At 70.2% G+C, this 21582-nt stretch carries 22 protein-coding genes; 12 read left to right on the forward strand and 10 right to left on the reverse strand.

The features are described 5' to 3' along the window. Positions 1-35 precede the first annotated feature (35 nt). Entirely contained in the window at positions 36-956 is a 921-nt protein-coding gene (locus BJEO58_RS12770) for an exodeoxyribonuclease III (RefSeq protein WP_101589863.1), read from the reverse strand. A 106-nt stretch (positions 957-1062) separates the two neighbouring features. Between BJEO58_RS12770 and BJEO58_RS12775 the strand changes: the two genes are divergently transcribed. The 3 genes from BJEO58_RS12775 (at position 1063) to BJEO58_RS12785 (ending at position 3900) form a co-directional block, all read left to right on the forward strand. Further along, complete coding sequence (locus BJEO58_RS12775; RefSeq protein WP_180951954.1) at positions 1063-1719, forward strand: TetR/AcrR family transcriptional regulator; 657 nt, start codon at positions 1063-1065, stop codon at positions 1717-1719. Between the two features lie 41 nt (positions 1720-1760). Next, positions 1761-1985, forward strand: a complete 225-nt coding sequence (locus BJEO58_RS12780) for a DUF3107 domain-containing protein (protein ID WP_101589864.1) — start codon at positions 1761-1763, stop codon at positions 1983-1985. Between the two features lie 358 nt (positions 1986-2343). Continuing rightward, a complete protein-coding gene (locus BJEO58_RS12785; protein ID WP_101589865.1) occupies positions 2344-3900 on the forward strand; it encodes a DEAD/DEAH box helicase in 1557 nt (518 codons plus the stop codon). A gap of 237 nt (positions 3901-4137) precedes the next feature. Here BJEO58_RS12785 and BJEO58_RS12790 read toward each other — a convergent pair whose 3' ends face one another. Continuing rightward, complete coding sequence (locus BJEO58_RS12790; protein ID WP_101589866.1) at positions 4138-4986, reverse strand: PHP domain-containing protein; 849 nt, start codon at positions 4984-4986, stop codon at positions 4138-4140. A gap of 77 nt (positions 4987-5063) precedes the next feature. Here BJEO58_RS12790 and BJEO58_RS12795 point away from each other — a divergent pair, with 77 nt between their 5' ends. From BJEO58_RS12795 to BJEO58_RS12815, 5 genes are read left to right on the forward strand one after another with little or no spacing between them, the layout of a single operon-like run. Then, the gene (locus tag BJEO58_RS12795; RefSeq protein WP_101589867.1) at positions 5064-6587 is read left to right on the forward strand and encodes an aminopeptidase P family protein; all 1524 of its coding nucleotides are present in this window, start codon (positions 5064-5066) and stop codon (positions 6585-6587) included. After that, positions 6584-7768: a P1 family peptidase gene (locus BJEO58_RS12800; RefSeq protein WP_101589868.1), complete on the forward strand. Its 1185-nt coding sequence runs from the start codon at positions 6584-6586 to the stop codon at positions 7766-7768. The genes BJEO58_RS12795 and BJEO58_RS12800 overlap by 4 nt, the downstream gene beginning before the upstream one ends. A 24-nt stretch (positions 7769-7792) precedes the next feature. Next, entirely contained in the window at positions 7793-9085 is a 1293-nt protein-coding gene (locus BJEO58_RS12805) for a magnesium transporter MgtE N-terminal domain-containing protein (RefSeq protein WP_101589869.1), read from the forward strand. Continuing rightward, positions 9072-9683 carry a DUF1003 domain-containing protein gene (locus BJEO58_RS12810; RefSeq protein WP_101589870.1) on the forward strand — a complete coding sequence of 204 codons (612 nt, stop codon included), beginning with the start codon at positions 9072-9074 and terminating at the stop codon, positions 9681-9683. Before BJEO58_RS12805 ends, BJEO58_RS12810 begins: the two co-directional genes overlap by 14 nt. Next, the gene (locus BJEO58_RS12815; RefSeq protein WP_101589871.1) at positions 9680-10840 is read left to right on the forward strand and encodes an Mrp/NBP35 family ATP-binding protein; all 1161 of its coding nucleotides are present in this window, start codon (positions 9680-9682) and stop codon (positions 10838-10840) included. Before BJEO58_RS12810 ends, BJEO58_RS12815 begins: the two co-directional genes overlap by 4 nt. A gap of 129 nt (positions 10841-10969) precedes the next feature. Here the strand turns inward: BJEO58_RS12815 and BJEO58_RS12820 are convergent, their stop codons facing one another. After that, a complete protein-coding gene (locus tag BJEO58_RS12820; RefSeq protein WP_101589872.1) occupies positions 10970-11518 on the reverse strand; it encodes a twin-arginine translocase TatA/TatE family subunit in 549 nt (182 codons plus the stop codon). 92 nt (positions 11519-11610) lie between these two features. Here BJEO58_RS12820 and BJEO58_RS12825 point away from each other — a divergent pair, with 92 nt between their 5' ends. Further along, positions 11611-11970, forward strand: a complete 360-nt coding sequence (locus tag BJEO58_RS12825; protein WP_101589873.1) for an MGMT family protein — start codon at positions 11611-11613, stop codon at positions 11968-11970. Positions 11971-12069: 99 nt separating this feature from the next. Further along, entirely contained in the window at positions 12070-12702 is a 633-nt protein-coding gene (locus BJEO58_RS12830; RefSeq protein ID WP_101589910.1) for an O-methyltransferase, read from the forward strand. Positions 12703-12800: 98 nt separating this feature from the next. Here BJEO58_RS12830 and BJEO58_RS12835 read toward each other — a convergent pair whose 3' ends face one another. The 6 genes from BJEO58_RS12835 to dapE form a co-directional block, all read right to left on the reverse strand. Further along, on the reverse strand, positions 12801-12971 hold the full coding sequence (locus tag BJEO58_RS12835) for a DUF3117 domain-containing protein (RefSeq protein ID WP_087008589.1): 171 nt from the start codon (positions 12969-12971) through the stop codon (positions 12801-12803). Between the two features lie 88 nt (positions 12972-13059). Further along, positions 13060-14310, reverse strand: a complete 1251-nt coding sequence (locus BJEO58_RS12840) for a hypothetical protein (RefSeq protein ID WP_246076029.1) — start codon at positions 14308-14310, stop codon at positions 13060-13062. Then, positions 14307-14705 (reverse strand): DivIVA domain-containing protein, encoded by a 399-nt coding sequence (locus tag BJEO58_RS12845; protein ID WP_101589874.1) that lies wholly within the window; start codon positions 14703-14705, stop codon positions 14307-14309. Before BJEO58_RS12845 ends, BJEO58_RS12840 begins: the two co-directional genes overlap by 4 nt. 128 nt (positions 14706-14833) lie before the next feature. Next, complete coding sequence (folP, locus tag BJEO58_RS12850) at positions 14834-15766, reverse strand: dihydropteroate synthase (RefSeq protein WP_101589875.1); 933 nt, start codon at positions 15764-15766, stop codon at positions 14834-14836. Then, entirely contained in the window at positions 15763-16551 is a 789-nt protein-coding gene (locus BJEO58_RS12855) for an LOG family protein (protein WP_101589876.1), read from the reverse strand. Before BJEO58_RS12855 ends, folP begins: the two co-directional genes overlap by 4 nt. After that, positions 16548-17711 carry a succinyl-diaminopimelate desuccinylase gene (gene dapE, locus BJEO58_RS12860; protein WP_101589877.1) on the reverse strand — a complete coding sequence of 388 codons (1164 nt, stop codon included), beginning with the start codon at positions 17709-17711 and terminating at the stop codon, positions 16548-16550. The genes BJEO58_RS12855 and dapE overlap by 4 nt, the downstream gene beginning before the upstream one ends. Before the next feature lie 44 nt (positions 17712-17755). On the opposite strand from dapE, the gene dapD reads away from it, so the two are divergent. Then, complete coding sequence (gene dapD / locus BJEO58_RS12865) at positions 17756-18703, forward strand: 2,3,4,5-tetrahydropyridine-2,6-dicarboxylate N-succinyltransferase (RefSeq protein WP_101589878.1); 948 nt, start codon at positions 17756-17758, stop codon at positions 18701-18703. 113 nt (positions 18704-18816) lie between these two features. Beyond that, entirely contained in the window at positions 18817-20067 is a 1251-nt protein-coding gene (locus BJEO58_RS12870) for a DUF418 domain-containing protein (RefSeq protein ID WP_246076030.1), read from the forward strand. 191 nt (positions 20068-20258) lie between these two features. Here the strand turns inward: BJEO58_RS12870 and BJEO58_RS12875 are convergent, their stop codons facing one another. After that, a complete protein-coding gene (locus BJEO58_RS12875; RefSeq protein ID WP_101589879.1) occupies positions 20259-21545 on the reverse strand; it encodes a citrate synthase in 1287 nt (428 codons plus the stop codon). Positions 21546-21582: the final 37 nt, after the last annotated feature.

A 21582-nucleotide genomic window follows, 5' to 3' on the forward strand; every position in this document is an offset into this window, starting at 1 on the left:
GCGGGGACACAGCCGGCACTGCACCTGGATGAGCGTCACCACCGGTCGTAGTCGACGACGACCGGCGAATGGTCCGACAGTCGCTCGCCGCGGAACTCCCGGTCGACCTCCGCCCGCACGGCCGCACGTGCGAGGCGGGGTGTGGCGAGGTGGTAGTCGATGCGCCATCCGGCGTCCTTCGCGAACGACTGCCCCGCCCAGGACCACCACGAGTACGGTCCCTCCTCACCGGGGTGGAGGCTGCGGACGACGTCGACGAGTGTCCGCGGGGAGAGCTGCCGCCCGATCCAGTCCCGCTCCTCCGGGAGGAAGCCGTCGGCCTGCCGGCTGCGCCGCCAGGCGGCGACGTCGTGATGCGTCTGCGCGATGTTGAGATCACCCATGAGCAGGAACTCGCGCCCGGCGGCCGCCGCTGCACGGCGGGTCCGGGTCAGATAGCGGGAGAAGGCCGACATGAAGCCCATCTTCCGCTCGTAGCGAGCTCCTCCGTCCGGCGCCCCACGCATCCGTTCGGGGCGCTGCAGCTCTGCCGGCAGGCCCCCTTTGGGCAGGTAGAGGCTCGCCACGGTGAGGGGGACGTCGGCGAGGTCGACCTCGACGTACCGGCCTTCGTCGGCGAATCTCGCGAGACCGCGCGCACGGGGGACGTGGTCCGGAGCGGCCACCGGCTCGACGTGTGCGTCCCCCGGCGCACGCACGAGCGCCGTCGCGCCCCAGGTCCGGACCGCCTCGGCGGGGTGTCTCGTGAGCACCGCGACTCCGCTGCGGCCGGGAAGGGAGCCCGTGTCGAGCGCGGCGTGGAAGTCCCCGAACGCTCCCGCGGGGATCTTCTCCGCCTGAGCCCTCACCTCCTGCAGTGCGACGACGTCGCACCCGCGCGTGGCCATCCACTCGCCGAAGCCTCGACGCCGTGTGGCACGGATGCCGTTGATGTTGGCCGTGGCGATGCGGAGCATGCATCTGAGCCTATGCGCCGGACCGACCGCACCTCCCGTTCGCCGCCTCCCGGCGCGCCGCACCCACCCGTCCGGTGACCGGCCGACCTCACATACACTGTCACGCATGTCATCCGCGACTCGTCGACTCCCCCGTGCTGAGCGCCGGCGGCAGCTGGTGGAGACCGCCATGGAGCGGTTCGCCGCACGCGGCTACAACGCCGCTTCGATGGACGAGATGGCGGAGGCCGCAGCCGTCTCCAAGCCGGTGCTCTACCAGCACTTCGAATCGAAGCTCGACCTCTACCTCGTCGTCCTCCAGCAGGCGGCGGATTCGCTCACGGAGCGGCTGTCGGCAGCGATCGCACTGCCGGCCTCGAACAAGTACCGGATGCAGGCGACCGTGCGGGCCCTGTTCGCTTTCGTCGACGATCATCCCCACGAGTTCTCCGTCCTCTTCCGCGCGGACTCCTACGAGCCGCAGGCACTGCGGGTCGTGCACTCGGTACGGCTGAAGATGTCGCACATGATCGGTGAGATCGTGCAGCGCAGCACCGAGCTCTCGTGGAACGAAGCACTGGTGGTCGGCCGATCCGTCATGCAGATGGGCGAGGGGGCGGCCGTCGCGCTCTCCGAGGACCCGGACCTCGACCGCGACCACATCGCAGAGGTGATCAGCGACGTGCTGTGGACCGGCTTCGGCGGCCTGCCCTACGCGGCGGAGGTCCCGGACGAGAATCAGCCGTCAGCGGACCGCCCCGCACACGGACGAGCGCGCGACTAGGCTGGGGCCGAACCAACCCAACTCGCCACCAGGAGTGCACAGTGGAGATCAAGATCGGCATGCGCCAGACCAACCGCGAGATCGTCCTCGAGTCGGACCAGTCCCGCGACGACGTCACCGCAGCGGTGACGAAGTCTCTGGCAGACGGCGGACCGCTCACCTTCGACGATGACAAGGGCCGCCGGGTCATCGTCCCGAGCGACGCCCTCGCATACATCGAGGTCGGCGAGGAGAAGGCGCGCCGCGTGGGATTCGGCGTCGTCTGACGCACCTCCTCCCTCTCCTCATCGGGCCGTTGGGCCGCCTGCGTGTATCATCGATACCGGGCAGCCCAGCGGCCCGAACGGCATGTCCGTCGCGAGCACACACGAGTGGTCTGCGCGCGGTCGCCCACACCGACCAACGGCGAGAGTTCGCCTGTCGGCCGATGCGCACACGATCGCCGCATCGACACGGTGCGCCGGACCCGCTGCCCTCCGCTCGCGGAACGCACGTCCATCACGCGGATGTGCGCGGCGAAGCGGTCCCGCCCCGCGGTGCGTCTGGAGCCGAACAACGGCTTCGGCCCGCCGGAGGCGCACATGTACCGGAGGTGCTCCGCACGGAGCGCCGTGAGGAGAACCAGTGACCGACTCTCAGCAGACTTTCGCCGATTTCGGCGTCTCAGACCCCATTGTCGAGGCCCTGTCAGACGCAGGCATCGACCACCCCTTCCCCATCCAGGCCATGACCCTGCCCGTCGCCCTGAGCGGCGCGGACATCATCGGCCAGGCGAAGACCGGCACCGGCAAGACGCTGGGCTTCGGTCTTCCGCTGCTCCAGCGCACGAAGGCGCCCGGCGAGGAGGGCGCTCCCGCACCCCAGGGACGCGCCCCGCAGGCGATCGTCGTCGTCCCCACCCGTGAGCTCGCCACCCAGGTGGCCGGCGACCTCGTCGTCGCGAGCCGCAGGCGTCCCGGACTCGAAGTCGTCACCATCTTCGGCGGCAAGGCCTTCGAGCCGCAGATCGAGAGCCTGGCCAACGGCGTCGACGTCGTCGTCGGCACACCGGGCCGCCTCCTCGACCTCTACGGTCGCCGCGTGCTGCGGCTCGACAGCATCCGCACGGCCGTCTTCGACGAGGCGGACGAGATGCTGGACCTCGGCTTCCTGCCCGACGTCGAGCGCATCGTCGCCGCACTGCCGACCACCCGCCAGACCATGCTCTTCTCCGCGACGATGCCCGGAGCCGTCATCGCACTGGCACGCCGGTACATGTCGCGCCCCACGCACATCCGCGCCCACGATCCGTCCGACGAATCGCAGCTGAATGCGACCACGCGCCAGTTCGCCTACCGCGCCCACGCGATGGACAAGTCGGAGATGGTCGCACGGATCCTGCAGGCGGAGGGTCGCGGGAAGACCCTGATCTTCGCCCGCACGAAGCGCACGGCCGATCGTCTGGGCGAGGAGCTGCGCGACCGCGGCTTCGACGCCCGGGCGCTCCACGGCGATCTCAACCAGCAGATGCGGGAGAAGGCCCTCGCAGCATTCCGCGAAGGTCGCATCAGCGTGCTGGTCGCCACCGACGTCGCCGCCCGCGGCATCGACATCGATGACATCACGCACGTCATCAACTACCAGTGCCCCGAGGACGAGAAGATCTACGTCCACCGCGTCGGCCGTACCGGGCGCGCGGGCCGAACCGGCATCGCGGTCACGTTCGTCGACTGGGATGACGTGCCGCGCTGGAGCCTCATCAGCCGTACGCTGAACCTCGGCTTCGAGAGCCCCGTCGAGACGTATTCGACGTCGCCGCACTTCTTCGAGGACCTCGACATCCCCGCGGGCACGAAGGGGCGCCTGACCCGGCGCCGGCCGACCGCAGGAGAAGAGTCCACCGACTCACGCCGTTCCGAGGGCCGCGGAGGCCGCAGCTCGGAGCGTCGCAGTGAGAACGGTCGCGATTCCAGCCGACGCCGCTCCGACGGTGAGTCGTCCGGCGGCCGGTCGCGCAGGCGCACGCGCGGCGGACAGGATGCAGCGGCCCCCGCACAGTCCTCCGAACCCGCCTCCTCACCCGCTGCCGACGCCGGCGAGGGCGACGGCTCGTCCTCGAACGGCACACGCCGTCGTCGCCGCCGCCGTCGCGGCGGGTCCGGCCGCAGCCAGCAGCCGACACCGGTGTCCACACAGGACTGAGGCCCGCAGGCCACGAGCGCAGGTCCCTCACGGAGTGACCTGCGCTGCCGCCTGACACGCACTGATCCCGACCTCCGCCGTCCACCCGCATCTGTGCGGGGGACGGACGGACGCCGGGATCAGTGCGTTCCTGGCTCTGCAGACTCTGCAGCCGCTGCCGACTCTGCAGTCGCTGAAGGCTCGTGCCTCATCCGCACTCGGGTCAGAGCTCCGTCGCAGCCGGACCGTCGAGCCCTCTCACGCGAGCCCGATCGGCTCCGTGCCGCTCGTGCGCGCCACAAGGGCTGCGAGCTGGTCGCGCGCCGTCATGTTCTCGCCCAGCCGGTTGGGCTTGCCCGCTCCGTGGTAGTCGCTCGACCCTGTCGTGAGCAGTCCGTGCTGGTCGGCCAGCGCCCGCAGCCGTGCGCGACCCTCGGGCGGGTTGTCGCGATGCTCGATCTCCAGTCCGTCCAGTCCCGCTGCGATGATCTCCCGCAGCCCTGCGTCGGGTACGACCCGACCGCGCGCCGATGCCAGCGGGTGGGCGAACACCGCAGCACCGCCTGCGTCGTGGATCATGCCGATCGCCTCGACCGGCGAGATGACCGGCAGCGCGACGTAGTAGGGCCCGCTGCCGGACAGCAGCCTGCCGAAGGCCTCCGTGCGATCGGCCACGACGCCGGAGCGCACCAGGGCGTCTGCGATGTGGGGGCGGCCGATGGTCGCGTCCGCGCCTGCCAGCTCGAGCACGTCCTCCCAGGTGATCGCGAAGTCCTGCGCCAGGCGATCGACCATGAGCCGGCTGCGGACGATCCGGTCGTCGCGCGCCTGATCGATCGCTGCGGTGATCTCCGCCCCCACGGGATCGTGCAGGTAGCAGAGGATGTGCACGCTGATGCCCTCCCACCGGCAGGACACCTCCATGCCGCGCAGCAGCCCGATCCCGTGGTGCGCGGCGGCGTGCGCCGCTTCGCTCCAGCCGGCCGTGGTGTCGTGATCGGTGAGGCCGAGGACGTCCAGACCGACACTCGAGGCCTCCGCGACGAGCTCAGTGGGGCTCTGCGTCCCGTCGGAGAAGCGGGTGTGGGTATGGAGGTCAGCGCGCATGACCCCATCGTAGAGACCCCGCGCGCGGAATCACCGCCGGCCCCGGGCCCGCAGAGGTCCGTCGTTAGGATGGGCCCATGAGTGCCGATTCGTCCGAGGACATGTCCGACCGCGTCAACAACCGCTCCCAGCGCCCCGCTTCGACTGCCTTCCGCGATTTCGTCGCCTCCGGCTGGGACAGCGCTCCGCTGGAGTCGGCAGCGCCGCTGCCGGCGGCCGCCTGGACACCTGCACGGCGGGACGCCGTGTCGCAGCGGTTCCCGGGAGAGCGGATCGTCGTGCCGGCAGGACCGCTCAAGGTCCGCTCGAACGACACCGACTACCGGTTCCGTGCGCACTCGGCGTTCATCCATCTGACCGGCCTGGAGGCGGATTCGGAGCCGGACGCGCTGCTCGTCTTCGAACCGGCGGACGCCGGCGACCATGACGTCACCCTCTGGTTCCGTCCCCGCGCGGGTGCGGACACGGAGGAGTTCTTCTCCGACGCCCGCTACGGCGAGTACTGGGTCGGTGCACGCGACGACCTGGACACGATGCGCGTCCGCACCGGGATCGCGACCGCGGACTCGACGACCGCCCTCGACGCAGTCACGAAGGACCTGGGCTCCCTGTCCGTCCGCCTGCTGCGCGGCTCCGACACCACCGTCGAGCAGGCGGTCGCCCAGGCGCGCGACCAGGTGGGAGCCGACCAGGAGGCCGCAGAGTCCGGTGATGATGAGCTGCTCGAGTTCCTCTCCGAGCTGCGCCTGGTCAAGGACGCGCACGAGGTCGACCAGCTGCGCCACGCGGTCGACATCACGCGCCGGGGCTTCGATCGCGCGGTGGCCTCTCTGCCGGCCGCCGTCGACCATCCTCGCGGTGAGCGGGTCATCGAGACGAGCTTCGAGGCCGCCGCGCGCTTGGACGGCTACGGTGTCGGCTACGACACGATCGCCGCATCCGGCGATCACGCCTGCACCCTCCACTGGATCCGCAACGACGGCGTCGTGCGGTCCGGCGATCTGGTGCTGCTGGACGGAGGCGCGGAGGCTGACTCGCTCTACACCGCGGACATCACACGCACCCTCCCGGTCGACGGGCGCTTCACCGAGGTCCAGGCGAAGATCTACGACGCGGTGCTCGAAGCCGCCGACGCCGCGTTCGCGAAGGCCGCCGAGCACGTCGACCGCCTCGTCCAGTTCGCAGACGTCCACGCCGCAGCGATGGAGGTCATCGCGAAGCGCCTGCACGACTTCGGACTGCTGCCGGTCAGCGTCGAGGACTCGCTCAGCGAATCCGGGCAGCACCACCGGCGCTGGATGGTCCACGGGACCAGCCACCATCTGGGCCTCGACGTGCACGACTGCGCGCAGGCCCGGCGTGAGATGTACCTGGGCGCGCGGATCGAGCCGGGGATGGTCTTCACGATCGAGCCGGGCCTCTACTTCAAGGAGGCCGACCTGCTCGTGCCGGAGGAGTTCCGCGGGATCGGGATCCGCATCGAGGACGACGTCCTCGTGACGGAGACCGGTGTGGAGAACCTGTCCGCGGGCTTCCCCCGCACGCGCACAGAGGTCGAGGACTGGGTCCAGTCGCTGGCCCCGGCGCGCACCGACCGATGACCGCCTCCGAATCTCCCCTGTCCGCTCCGTTCCGCGAGCCGTTCGGCAGCCTCGTCCCCGGCGGGTCCGTCGCGACGGTGCCGGGCGTCCGGGTGGGCGGCGCACAGCGCACCGATGACGGCTGGCTGAGCGGGACGACCGTCATCGTCCCGCCGCAGGGCACGGTCACCGGCGTCGACGTGCGCGGCGGTGGACCGGCCGGGCACGAGACCGACGTGCTGGCACCCGGCACCCATTCCCCCGGCGCGGACGCCGTCGTGCTCACCGGCGGCAGCGCGTGGGGACTGGCCTCGGTCCTCGGCGTCCAGCGGGGGCTCGCCGCCGACGGCCGCGGGTTCCCCGCCCCGATGCTCCCCGGGGCGTACGTGCCGATCGTGCCGGCTGCAGCCGTCTACGATCTGGGCCGCGGCGACGGGACCCTCCTGCACCCGGACGCGGAGATGGGGCTGGCCGCATACCGCCGCGCCTGCCCGGACGGGGGGTCCGCCGTCGCCGAGGCCCCGGTCCGGGGCAGCGTCGGAGGCGGGACCGGGGCCTTCATCGGGCGGGGGCTGCTGCGCGGCGGGCTGGGCTCCGTCTGTCTGCGGACACCCTCGGGGCACCTCGTCGCAGCCATCGTCATCGCGAATCCGATGGGTGACGTCATCGAGCCGTCCGGCAGGCTCCACGCCTCCGGCGTGCTCGCCCGGACGGGCGCTGAGCTGCCCGATGTGCCGTCGGACTGGATCGACCGGGCACTCACACTCGATGCGACGGCGGCGAACGCCGTCACGCCCCAGCGGAACACGACGATCGCAGCCATCGTCACCGATGCGCGGCTCGACGCGGCGCAGGCGACCCGCCTGGCGCAGTCGGCACAGGCCGGCCTCGCCCGTGCCATCCACCCCTCGCACACCCTGTTCGACGGGGACACCGTCTTCGCGATGGCGACGGGCGGTGCGGATGCGGACATCGATGCGACCTCGATCGTGGGCCTCAACTGCGCCGCGGCGGACGCCCTGTCCCTGGCGATCCTCGATGCCGCCCTCACGGCCCGGCCCCACCTCCGCGACGCGACGGCGAGCGGTCCGGATGCCGCTGAGACCGACCCTGCGCAGCAGGCGCCCCGACCCGCCGCACTGCGCGAGCTGGCCCCGGATCTGGCGACCGCCTGGGAGGTCCTGCGCACCACCGGGACATGACACGCGAACACGTACGATGAAGCCATGAGCGTCGGGACGGAACGGATCTTCATCGCGCGGCTGGCGGGGACGAACGTCCTCGATCCGCTGGGTGATCAGGTGGGCAAGGTGCGCGACGCGGTCGTCGTCTACCGGTCCACGCTGCGTCAGCCGCCCAAGGTCATCGGATTCGTCGTCGAGGTGCCCGGCCGGAGACGCGTCTTCGTTCCGATCGGCCGGGTCACCAGCATCGACGTCGGAGCCGTCATCACGACGGGACTCGTGAACATGCGACGGTTCGTCAAGCGCGCGTCGGAGACGCTCGTCATGGGCGACCTGCTCGATCAGCCGCTGATGCTGCGCTCGGACCGGTCGCCGGTCATCATCGAGGACATCGGCATCGAGCAGCAGCGCAGCCGCGACTGGGAGATCTCCCGTCTCTTCGTCCGCCGCCACAAGGGGCAGCGCACTCCGCTCGACGTGCTCCGGCGCCGCGGGGAGACCCTGCAGGTCGATTGGATCGACGTCGAGTTCCCCATCGATCCGACCGACGACCAGCACGCCACCCAGCTGATCGCCGCCTACCAGGAGACGAAGCCCGCCGACCTCGCGGACGTCCTGCGCGAACTGGACACGAGGCGACGGATGGACGTCGTGCGCGAACTCTCCGACGAACGGCTCGCAGACGTGCTGGAGGAGCTCCCGGAGGACGAGGCGATCGAGGTGCTGGAGGGCGTGGGCCTGGAGCGGTCCGCTCTCCTGCTGGAGACGATGCAGCCTGATGACGCCGCGGACCTCCTGGGCGAGCTGCCGGACGAGCAGGCCGAACGGCTGCTCCAGGCGATGGACTCCGACGAGGCCGAAGACGTCCGCACCCTACTCGCCTATGACGACGACACGGCCGGTGGCCTCATGACGACGGAGCCGGTCATCCTGTCCCCGGAGGCCTCTGTCGCCGAGGCGCTGGCGCACGTCCGACGATCGGAGCTGCCCGCAGCACTCGCAGCCGCCGTGTTCGTGTGCAGGCAGCCCCTCGAACCCCCGACGGGCAAGTACCTGGGTCTGGTCCACATCCAGGAGATGCTCCGGCACCCGCCCCACGAATCCGTGGGTGCACTGCTCGACACGGAGGTCGAGCCGCTGTCTCCGGAGGCGCCGACCGGCGAGGTCGCCGCACTGCTCGCGGCCTACAACCTCGTCTCCGTGCCGATCACGGACGAGGACGAGAACCTCGTGGGCGTCGTGACCGTCGACGACGTGCTCGACGCGCTGCTGCCCGACGACTGGCGCGACCAGCGCGACGAGCCCAAGGGGGACTCTGCAGATGGCACGGACTGACCGCCCCGGACTCGACACGCCTCGCAGCTCGCGCAGGCGCCTCCCCCAGGTCGGCATGCCGCCGGACACGTTCGGACGGGTCGCCGAGGGCATCGCCCGCTTCATGGGCACCCCGATGTTCCTCGTGTGGATGACGCTCATCTGTGCTGCGTGGCTGGCGTGGAACTCCATGGCACCCGAACACCTGCAGTTCGATCCGCGGAACCTGAACTTCACGCTGCTCACCCTGATCCTGTCGCTGCAGGCCTCCTACGCCGCTCCCCTGCTGCTGCTGGCGGACAACCGGTCCGCCGACCGCGACCGCGTCGAGTTCGAGGCGGACCGCCAGCGGGCGGAGAGGAACCTCGCGGACACGGAGTTCCTCGCCCGTGAGGTGGCGAGTCTGCGGATCGCGATGCGCGATGTCGCGACCCGGGACTTCATCCGGTCCGAACTGCGTTCCCTCCTGGAGGAGATGGAAGAGGCCCGCGCAGACGAGCGCGCTGACGAGCGCGCTCACGACGAGAAGCGTGCTGACGACGCGAACAGCAGGAGCAGCCGCACCGACGACGGCCTCGGAACCGACGGCCTCGGGAAGGAAGACGTGATCGACAGATGACGGACCAGGACTCACCTCAGGAGACAGCCCAGGACCCTTTGTGGAAGGCACTCGGCACCGTCATAGATCCGGAGCTGCGCCGCACGATCGTCGATCTCGACATGGTCGAGTCCGCCTCGATCGACTCCGCGGGCACCGCCCACGTGAAGGTGCTCCTCACGATCGCCGGCTGCCCGATGAAGGGCACGATCAGCAAGGACGTGCGGGACGCGGCATCCACCGTCGCAGGCGTGGAGTCCGTCGACGTCGAACTGGGCGTGATGACGCCCGAACAGCGCGGGGCCCTGCGGGACCGGCTGCGCAGCGGCGACGGACGGGTCAATCCCTTCACGCAGCCCGACAACCTCACGCGGGTCATCGCGGTCGCATCCGGCAAGGGCGGCGTCGGCAAGTCATCGGTGACGGCGAACCTCGCCGCACAGCTGGCCGCCTCCGGCCTCCAGGTGGGGATCCTCGACGCGGACATCTACGGCTTCTCCATCCCGCCCATGATGGGTGTGACGGGCCGGCCGACCAAGCTCGAGGACATGATCCTCCCGCAGCCGGGGCACGGCGTGGCGGTCATGAGCATCGGCATGTTCGTGGACCCGGGACAGGCGGTCGTGTGGCGCGGTCCCATGCTCCACCGCGCGCTCGAGCAGTTCCTCACCGACGTCTTCTGGGGCGACCTCGACGTCCTGCTGCTCGACCTGCCGCCGGGCACGGGCGACGTCGCGATCTCCGTCGGTCAGCTGCTGCCCGAATCGGAGCTCCTCATCGTCACGACGCCCCAGCAGGCCGCCGCACAGGTGGCAGAACGGGCGGGGGCGCTGGCCACCAGTACGGGCCAGAAGATCGCCGGCGTCATCGAGAACATGTCCTGGATGGTCATGCCGGACGGCAGCCACAACCCGGTCTTCGGCGAGGGCGGCGGACGTCAGGTCGCCGACGCGCTCGCGACGCGGCTCGCGGACGCGGGCGGGCAGGAGCACGTCCCCCTGCTGGGACAGATCCCGCTGGACCCGACTGTGCGCGAGGGCGCCGATGCGGGTCTGCCCGCAGTCCTGAGCCGCCCCGACGAACCCGGGCCCGCCGCTCTGCGCGACATCGCCTCGCGGCTGCGCGTGCGCTCGCAGTCACTGGCCGGGCGGAGCCTGGGGCTCAGCCCCGTCGACTGAGGGTCTGGGGCGGCCTCGACCGGAACAGTCGGGCCTGCCCCGGAAGAGCCAGGACTGCCCCGGAAGAGCCTGGACTGACCCGGAAGAGTCAGGACTGCCCCGGTCGAGGCCGCAGCAGTCGGGACTGTCTCAGGTGGCTTCCGGATCGAACGGTGCGCCCTGTCCGTCCTGACGCCGGCCCACCTGCTCGCGGTGGCGCTCCATCGGGGTCAGCGTCGTCGCGGCGGCCTCAGCCGCGCTGGTGGCCGCAGCAGACCGGGCGGGGTCACCGGAACCGCCCGAGGCCCCTGCAGCGTCCGATGCGCCGGATCCGGATGACGACCCGGCCGTGCTCTGCGTGCCCGACCGCGCGCCGGTCGAGCCTCCAGTCGCCGCGCTTCCTCTGTCGCGACCCGTCCGGAACTGCTCCTCACGGATCGCACGGTCCTCCTCCGCCAGCGCTTCGCGCACGATGCGGCGGGGGTCGTACTGGCGGGGATCCAGCGAACGCCAGTCGTATTCGTCGAGATCAGCGCCGAAGTCCTGTTTGACGGTCTCCTTCGCGCCCTCGGCCATCCGCCGGAAGCTGCGGACGAAGTCACGGAGCTTGGCGGCGTACTCGGGCAGGCGCCGGGGGCCGATGACGAAGAGGGCAACAAGGACGAGGATGACCATCTCGAAACCGTTGATGCCGAACATGGGGCCGATCCTACCAACGCGGAAGGCCCCTGCGCCCATCACGTCACGCGCCCTCCGTCACCCCGGCACACCACTGTGAGACGATCGCGGTCATGGACGAACTGGGGGTCGAGCGGGTGCTGCGCGCCGTCGAATGCATCCCACCCGGTCGAGCCGCTGCCTACGGCGAGATAGGCCGAGCCGTGGGAGCCTCGCCCCGGTTCGTCGCGAGAGTGCTCAGCTCCGTCGGGGCGACCGTCGAGTGGTGGCGGGTGCCGAATGTGCGCGGAGCGCTCCCCGCACCCCTCACGGCCCGTGCGCTGCCGCTCTGGCGGGACGAGGACATGCCGCTCACACGCGACCAGCGCATCGATATGCCGCGGGCCCGTGTGGATCCTGTCGACTTCGCGGGCTGCGTGCGCGACGCGCTCGCAGATCTGCCTTCTGCGGGATCTGACGACGCGCCGGATTAGACTGAGGTGTCCGTATGCCCGACATCCGTGGACCTGCTGCAGGGAGGGACGCCGCACACGTCGACGATGACCGACGACACCCAGCGGAGAGGAGACCCGATGTCCCGCGATTGGGCCGCCAGCGCACGCCTGGCGGAGCAGTACAACGGCACGGACGTCGTGGATGACGCCGCCCGCACGATCGCCCAGGACTACCGGCGCCGTCCGCTTCCGCCCACGTCGAGCGCGACGCTCACCTTCCTCACCGGGCTCCTGAACCCGTCGGCGGCGATCGAGGTCGGCACCGGCACCGGTACGGCGACCCTCGCGCTGCTGCGCGGCATGCCGAGGTCCGGGATCCTCACCTCGATCGACACCGACGCAGAGGCCCAGGCGGTGGCTCGGGAGCTCATCGTGCACGCGGATCTCGCAGGGCACCGCGTCCGGATGATGACGGGTCGGCCCGACGAGGTGCTGTCGCGGCTGGCTCACGGCACATACGACCTGGTCCACATCGATGCGGAAGCGGGTCAGGCGCCCCGCCTGGTCCCGCTCGCACTGGAGCGGCTGGAGCCCGGGGGCGTCCTCGTCCTCGATCAGGCGATGCTGGGCGGGTCCGTCGCGGACCCCGCCGTCCGCTCACCGCAGGTGCGCGCGATCCGACAGCTGCTGAACGACCTGCAGAAGCGCAGCGACCTCACCCGGCTGCTGCTGCCGATCGACGACGGGATGCTCGTCCTCCGGCGGCTCTGAGGAGCGTCCTGCGGCTATGAGGGGGCCCTGCACGGCGAAGACAGCGGCCCTCTGTCCGCATCGCTGCGTCAGAGGGCCGTGGAGCGTCGGGACCGGGTTCAGTTCCCGATTGCCTCCGCAAGGGTGTCGTGGAGGTCCTGTGCCTCGTCACGGCTGATCTCGATGACCAGACGTCCGCCTCCCTCGACGGGCAGTCGCAGGACCATGCTGCGTCCCTCCTTCGTCACCTCAAGAGGTCCGTCGCCCGTGCGGGGCTTCTGTGCTGCCATGGGAGCATCCCTTCGCGTCGAAAAGTTGTCTGAGTCGATTATCCACCATTAGCCGACGGATTGGGTGCAGCGCCGTCATGTGAGCGAGTCACGGCGGCAGATCGTTCGGCGGGGTGAAGTGCCAGAGCCACCCCACCCAGATCATCTGGAGGAGGGTGAAGGCGACCAGCACGATGCCCCGCACGGCCCACGACCGCGACGCGGCGAGCGCCAGGGCAAGCGGGAACAGCGGCAGGAACAGACGGAGCGTGGACGTCTGCGGCGTGAAGAAGATCAGGAGGTAGAGGCCGTAGCCGACGCAGAACTGCTGGAGGGTCCTCCCCATCGTCCGTCCCGCCGGAGACACCAGCAGAGCGATGAGGGACAGCGCGAGCACGAGGAGCGTCGGCAGGCTGAGCGGCCCCAACCAGCGCTCCCCTGCGGTCACCCATTGGCTGACGAGGTGCGTCTCCCCCGTGTGCCACGCGGCCTCCGTGTCCGTGTAGGCGGTCAGCGACCCGGTGCGGATCCACGCGTGGAGGGGATGGACGAGCGCCGCGACGCACGACAGGACGCCCAGTGCCCACGATGCCACGACCTCGGCGCGCGGATACGGATCCTCGTGGCGACGGCGGAAGCGGCTGATGAGGTGGATGAGCATGAAGAACGCGAACGCGACGCCGATCGGCCTCGACAGGTCCATGAGGAAGACCGGCGCGACCGCCCACAGGTACCTGCGGCGGACCACCAGGAGCAGCACGAGCGCCTGCAGCAGCAGCGTGAGCGACTCCGCATACGCGGTGCTGAGGATGGGTGAGGCCGGGAAGAACAGGACGAACGCCAGACCCGTGAGCGCCCGCCCGTGCGTGGTGACCGTGCGGAACAGGTCGAGGATCACGATGGCGGCCGCAGCGCCGCACACGGTCGACAGGACCGGGGCGACGACGGCGAACTCCGAGCCCGTGACCATTGTGATGTCGCGGACCATCATGGGGAAGAGCGGGTAGAACGCCCACTGGTTCTGTGCGATCTCGCCGGTCGCGTAGACCGGGAGGGCGTCGGGGTAGCCTTCGACCGCGATCGTCTCGTACCAGCCACCGTCCCAGAAGTTCAGGAAATCGTTGAGGGAGGTCTCCGTGCCGGTCGTCCACGGCGAATCGGGCTGGGTGCGCACGACCATGCCCATGATCCCCAGCGACACGATCCGCGACACGAGGTAGACGCAGAGCGCCTGCAGCCAGAAGGGCAGGAGGAGCATCGCCTGAGACGCACGGATCAGTCGACCGCGGTGGAAGACGCCCGGGAGGATGCGGGGCGCCGCGTCGACTGTCCGGGGGGCCCCGCCCGAGGCCGCCCTCACAGATCGTGGAAGAAGGTCGCTGCGCCGGAGCCGGTCGCCGCAGACGGCCTCGTCGATGACTCCGCACCCCGGTCCGTGGGCTCGGTGCCCGGTTCGGGCGGCTGCCCGGTCACCTGCGCGCCCAGGGCCGCCAGTCGCGCGTCCTGGACGGCGATGCGGGCCTGGAGCCGTGAGAGTGCGTCGTCGACCTCTGCGGGACGGTATCCCCACAGGGTGGGTGTGAAGCGGAGCGCCGCGATGTCACCGGCCCCCGCATCGTTTGTGAGCCGCTGTGCCGGGGGCACGTCAGTCTCCTCGTCGTCCATCCCACCGTCGAATGCGCCCTGCGCTCCGGCGAAGGCGATGACGAGGACGAAGACGGCTGCGCACACTCCGAGGATGATCCACATCGGCATGCGCCCATGCTCTCACAGGGAGACGAGCCGAGTGCACAGCGCAGGTGCAGGCTCCGGCCCGGCCCCAGCGCGGCAGCCGGAGCGGAGTGCGCTCAGGCCACGGTGTGCGCTCATTCTCCGGCCGGGCCTCAGCGCAGGCCGCGGACGCTGCGGCGGGGCTGCGCCGTCCCGAGGATCGCCCCGATCATATCGACCACCTGCACCGTGGCCACGGCATCGTGGGCGCGGATCACGGCGACTCCGTGCTCCACCGCGTAGGCCGTGGCTGCGAGCGTGGCGGGCAGCCGCTGCTCGGGCACGTCCGCGTCCACGGACTCGCCGATGAAGTCCTTCCGCGAGATCGCGAGCAGCACCGGCATGCCGTGGTCGGCGAAGGCCCCGATGTGCTTCAGCACGCTCAGCGAGTGCCGCGTGTTCTTCCCGAAGTCCGGGGTGGGGTCCAGCAGGATCCGCTCGGGCGGGACCCCGACGGACCGGGCGCGCTCAGCCAGTGTGAGGACGCCGTCCAGTGCATCGTCGACGACGTCCTCGGGCAGCAGGCCGTAGCGGCTGCGGTGGGCGTCCGTCCGGGGGTCCAGGCCCCCCGTGTGCGAGCAGACGAGGCCGGCCCCCGCCTCGGCGGCCACGAACGGCAGATCCGGGTCCGCGCCGGCCCAGGTGTCGTTGACGATGTCGGCTCCGACCGCGACGGCTGCCCGCGCCACGGGTGCCCTGTAGGTGTCCGCGGAGATGACCAGGTCAGGGATCTCCTCACGGATCGCCTCGATGACCGGGCAGATGCGTCCGATCTCCTCCTCGACGCCCACGCGGGGTCCGCGGCCGGCGCGCACTCCCCCGATGTCGACGATCCGGGCACCCGCTGCGTGGGCGTCGGCCGCGGCGCGGACCGCCGCCTCGGTCGTGGGCGCTGCCGTGTAGAAGGAGTCGATCGATCGGTTGATGACCGCCATGACGACGGGCCGCCCGGGGCCGGCGGTGAGGCGGCCGATCCGCAGGACGGCATCAGGCGCCGCCGAGGCCCCCGGGCCTCCGGGGCCGGCACGGGTCTGGTCGTGTCTCATGCAGTGCCGGTTCCGTCGGTGGGTGGGTCCTCCTCCGTGGGCGATCCGGCGGCCGCGCCTGCGGCACGGGGAAGTCCCGGGGCGAGGGCGGCGAGCGCCTCGTCCGCAGTGTCGACCAGCTGGAAGAGATCCATGTCCGTGGGGGCGATGACGCCTCGACCCACCAGTGTGGTGCGCATCCAGTCGACGAGTCCGCCCCAGAACTCCGTGCCCACCAGCACGATCGGGAACCGCGTGATCGTGCCCGTCTGCACCAGCGTGAGCGCTTCGAAGAGCTCGTCCAGGGTCCCGAAGCCGCCGGGCAGGACGACGAAGCCGCGCGCATACTTCACGAACATCGTCTTGCGCACGAAGAAGTAGCGGAACTCGATGCCCAGGTCCACGGAGTCGTTGAGGCCGGCTTCGAAGGGCAGCTCGATGCCGAGTCCCACGGAGACCCCGTCCGCGTCGACCGCTCCCCTGTTGCCCGCCTCCATGATGCCGGGGCCTCCGCCGGTGATGACCGCGCAGCCCGACGCGACGATGCCGCGGGCGATGTCGCCGGCCAGCGCGTACTCCTCAGTCCCCTCCCGCAGGCGGGCGGAGCCGAAGAGGGACACGGCCGGGCCCAGCTCTGCGAGGGTGCCGAAGCCCTCGACGAACTCCGATTGGATCCGCAGCACGCGCCACGGGTCGCTGTGGGCCCAGTCGGAGCTCGCATCCCGATCGAGCAGTCGCTGATCCGCAGTCCACGGAGGGACCTGCGATCCGCGCACGACGGGACCCGTCACGCGGCGACGGCTCATCGTGCGTCCTCGTCCGCCCACGCGGGGGCCGGGGCCGTCGGCTCGAGGAAGGCGAGGAGTGCGGAGGAGGCGGCCAGGACCTCGGCGGCGGGCACGTGCTCGTCCGCACGGTGGGCGAAGAGCGGATCACCCGGCCCGAAGTTGAGGGCGGGGACGCCCAGCGCACTGAAGCGGGCGACGTCCGTCCACCCGAGCTTCGGGGCGACCGGAGCACCGACCGCGTCCGCGAACGCCTGCGCGGTGGGCCTGTCCAGACCGGGTCGTGCTCCCTCGGAGAGGTCGACGACGGTGACGTCGAAGCCGGCGAAGAGCTCGCGCAGGCGGGCCTCGGCCTCGGCACCCGTGGTCGACGGGGCGAAGCGGTGGTTCACGACAACGGTGCAGGCGTCCGGCACGACGTTGCCGGCGACTCCCCCGCTGATGCCCACGGCGGACAGGGACTCGCGATAGTCGAGGCCGTCGACGGTGACGGTGCGCTCCTCGTAGTCGGCCAGTGCCGCGAGGATCGGTGCCGCGGCATGGATCGCATTCACCCCCATGAACGCGCGGGCGGAGTGGGCACGCACGCCCGAGGTCGTCACCTCGACGCGGATGGTGCCGTTGCAGCCGCCCTCGATGCCCGCGTTGGACGGTTCGCCGAGGATCGCGAGGTCGGCTGCCAGCATCTGCGGGTGGTCTGCGGCGAGGCGACCGAGTCCGTTGAGAGAGGCGTCGACCTCCTCATGGTCGTAGAACACCCACGTGACGTCGCGGGTGGGCGCGCGCAGTGCGCGGGCGACGGCGAGCTGCATGGCCACCCCCGCCTTCATATCGCACGCTCCCCGGCCCCAGACGACCTCCCGGCCGTCGAGGACGCGGCGGTCGGTGGGCAGGTTGTCCTCGACGGGGACGGTGTCGAGGTGACCCGCGACCAGGACGCGTTCGCGAAGACCCAGGGAGGTGCGCGCGATGAGGGCATCGCCGTTGCGCACGATCTCCAGCTCAGGTCCCCCGCCTGCGGAGAGCTCCCTGAGGACCGCCTCGACGGCGTCCGCGATCCGGGCTTCGTCGCCGGACACGGACGGGATGTCGCAGAGGCGGGCGGTGAGCTCGACGGGGTCGTCGAGGGCTGCGCCGAGGGCAGCGGAGTCACGGGCCGCAGGGTGGGCGGGAGGGGTCATGCCGCCAGCCTACCGCCGGGTCTCGGACCGGTAGGCTGGGCCTCATGACAGCACGATTCGCAGCAGGCGTGGGCCTGCGCACAGCACACGACAGCACCGTCCTCTCCGTCTGGTACCCCGCCCCCGTACTCCGGGACACCCCGGAGGATGCCGAGGCCGCGGCGAACGCCGCGTTCGACTCCGCCGTGCTCGAACCGCTCACGGGTGCCGATGACCTGCGCGGGACCACCGCGGACGTCGTCACGACGGTCATCGACCTGGACGTTCCGCCGGCGGATGCCGCTGACGGCTACCTGCGCCTGCACGCGCTCTCGCACCGTCTCGTCGCACCGAACACGCAGAACCTCGAGGGGCTCTTCGGCTCCCTCAACAACGTGGTCTGGACGTCGGCCGGCGCGTGCGCGATCGAGGGCTTCGACGTCGTGCGTGCGAAGCTCACCGCGAAGTACGGACAGGTCGCCGTGTACGGCGTCGACAAGTTCCCCCGCATGACCGACTTCGTCGTCCCGTCGGGCGTGCGGATCGGCGACGCGGACCGTGTGCGCCTGGGTGCTCACCTGGCCGAGGGCACCGTCGTGATGCACGAGGGCTTCGTGAACTTCAACGCGGGCACGCTGGGCAGCGCGATGATCGAGGGGCGCATCTCGCAGGGCGTCGTCGTGGGCGACGGGACGGACGTGGGCGGCGGCGCCTCCATCATGGGCACACTGTCCGGCGGCAACGCGCTCAAGATCACTGTCGGAGAAGGGACCCTGCTGGGCGCGAACTCCGGCATCGGCATCTCCCTGGGCGACAACTGCATCGTCGAGGCGGGGCTCTACATCACAGCCGGCACCCCCGTCGCCGTCGTGACCGACGGCGATCGCGTCGTGAAGGCGATCGAACTGTCCGGGGCGGACGGCGTGCTGCTGCGCCGCAACGGCCGGACCGGCGGCGTCGAGGCGCATGCACGCACAGACAAGGGCATCGAGCTCAACCCCGACCTGCACTGAGGTCGATGCTCGTCCTCAGCTGACGCGAGCCGGAGCCTGGTTCAGGGCATCCAGCACATGAGAAGGTGGGTCCGTCCCGGACCCACCTTCTTCGTCCACATCTGCGAGAGTCCATGAGCACCCATCCGTCCGTTCCGCCGCAGCCGCCGACCCCCGCCGCCGTGATGCCGCGCGCACTTGCACCGGATATGGCTCGCGGCTTCATGCTGCTGCTCATCGCGATCGCGAACGTGTCGTGGCACCTCTGGGGTCACCCCACGGGGCTGACGTCCGCGCACCCCACGGACGGCGGACCGCTCGACACCGCTCTCGCCACGCTGTCGATCATCTTCGTCGACGGCCGCATCTATCCGATGTTCGCGTTCCTGTTCGGCTACGGCATGGTCCAGTTCGCGCGTTCGCGCACTGCACGGGGCCTGCCGCAGGAGTCGATCGGTCGGATGCTCGTGCGGCGACATCTGTGGCTGATCGTGTTCGGCTTCGTGCACGCACTCCTGCTCTTCAACGGTGATGTGCTGGGCGCCTACGGGCTGACCGGGATCGTGATCGGCGCACTCCTCTTCCGACGCACGGACCGGACGCTGAAGATCGTCTCCTGGATCTTCGCGGGGCTCCTTGCCGTCTTCGCGCTCCTCACCGGCGCAGCGGCCGCTCTCATGCTCCTCCTGCCGCCCGAGGTGAAGGACGAGATCAGCGCGGCCATGGGCGACCAGGGGATGACGGAGATGTTCTCCGGCCAGTCCAACTACCTCCTCGCTGCCCTCACCCGCGGAGGGATGTGGCTCGCGTCCACTCCCGGCACGCTGCTCATGCTCACGTTCCCGCTGGCGATCGTGCTGGGCTGGCTCGCAGCGCGCCACGGGCTGCTCGATGCACCCGCCGCCCATCGACGCGCGCTCGGACGCATCGCTGTGTGGGGCATCGTCATCGGCGCGGCGGGTGCCCTGCCCGACGCACTCCTCTTCGTGGGAGCGATACCGATGCCGGAGATGATCGCGTGGGCCTTCAGCGGCCTCAACGCGCTCACCGGCGTCGCGGGCGGCATCGGCTATGCGGCGCTGTTCGGTCTGCTCGCGATGCGGATCGGGCCCGAACCCGGTGTGATCGGACGTGCTGTCACCGGCATCGGACGCCGGTCACTGAGCTTCTACCTGTTCCAGTCCGTCATCTTCGCCCCGCTGCTGACCGCCTGGGGATTCGGGCTCGGGCAGCACATCGGCACGACCACCGCGTTCGCGATCGCGGTCGGCGTGTGGCTCCTGTCGCTCGTGCTCGCCCTCATGCTCGATGCGCAGAACAGGCGCGGCCCCGCTGAAGTCCTGCTGCGCCGGCTCACCTACGGCAGGGACGATCCTGCTCGGTGAACGACGCAGTGCGCGCCCCTCCTCCTCTCTCACAGTCCCTCCCCACGACAACGAGTAAGAGCGATCCGGCCCCATCCACGTGGATGGGGCCGGATCGCTCTTACTCGGCGTGCTGCCTCAGGTGAGGATCAGAGAGTGTAAGGGTGTCAGCTGCATCGGTCGTGTCAGCTGCCTCAGTCGCGTCCGCTGGATCAGCGGTCGTCGACCGGGGTGTAGAGACGCTTCGGTGCACCGGTGTAGATCTGGCGCGGACGCCCGATCTTCGTCTCCGAGTCCTTCGCGGCCTCGCGCCACTGGGCGATCCAGCCGGGCAGACGGCCCACCGCGAACAGCACGGTGAACATATTCGTCGGGAAGCCCAGAGCCTTGTAGATGAGGCCGGTATAGAAGTCGACGTTCGGGTAGAGCTTGCGCTCGACGAAGTAGTCGTCCGCGAGTGCGATCTCCTCGAGATCCTTCGCCAGCTGCAGCATCTCGTCGTTGCCGCCCAGCTTCTCCAGCACCTCGTCGGCCGTCTTCTTGATGATCGTGGCGCGCGGGTCGTAGTTCTTGTAGACGCGATGTCCGAAGCCCATGAGGCGGACTCCGTCCTCCTTGTTCTTCACCCGCTCCATGAACTTCTTCGGACCGTCGTCCGACGCCTGGATCTCCTCCAGCATCTCCAGCACCGCGGAGTTCGCACCGCCGTGCAGTGGACCGGCGAGAGCGTGGATGCCCGCAGAGATCGACTGGTACAGGTTCGCCTGCGACGAGCCGACCAGGCGGACCGTGGACGTCGAGCAGTTCTGCTCGTGGTCCGCGTGCAGGATGAACAGCTGGTCCAGTGCCTTGAGGGCGAGCGGGTCGACCTCGTAGTCCTCGGACGGGAACCCGAAGTTCACACGGAGGAAGTTCTCCACGAGCCCCAGGTTGTTGTCCGGGAAGACGACCGGCACGCCCTCCGCGTGGCGGTGGGCGAACGCTGCGATCGTCGGCATCTTCGCGAGCAGACGCGCGGTGGAGATGTCGATCTGCGCCTCATCGGTGATCGAGAGACTGTCCTGGTAGAACGTCGACATCGCGGCGATCGCGGACGACACCATCGGCATGGGATGCGCATCGTACGGGAAGGCCTGGAAGAAGCGGCGCATGTCTTCGTGCAGGAGCGTGTGCTCGCGCAGACGCCCGTCGAAGTCAGCCAGCTGCTCTGGAGTGGGCAGCTCACCGTAGATGAGCAGGTACGACACCTCGACGAACGTGGACTTCTCCGTCAGATCCGCGATGTCATAGCCGCGGTAGCGGAGGATGCCCTCGTCACCGTCGATGTAGGTGATGGCGGACGACAGCGAAGCCGTGTTCGCGAAGCCCGGATCATAGGTCACCTGCCCGGTCTCCTTGAGGAGGCTGCCGATGCGGAGGCCCTCGTTCCCCTCAGCGGATTCGACGAGGTCGAGTTCCAGCTCGTGGTCGCCAGTGCGAAGCACTGCATCCTTCGTCATGCGGGCACCTCTCGTCTTCAGAGTTCAGGGGTGGCTG

Origin of the sequence: Brevibacterium jeotgali (assembly GCF_900169175.1) — a bacterium.
GTDB lineage: Bacteria > Actinomycetota > Actinomycetes > Actinomycetales > Brevibacteriaceae > Brevibacterium > Brevibacterium jeotgali.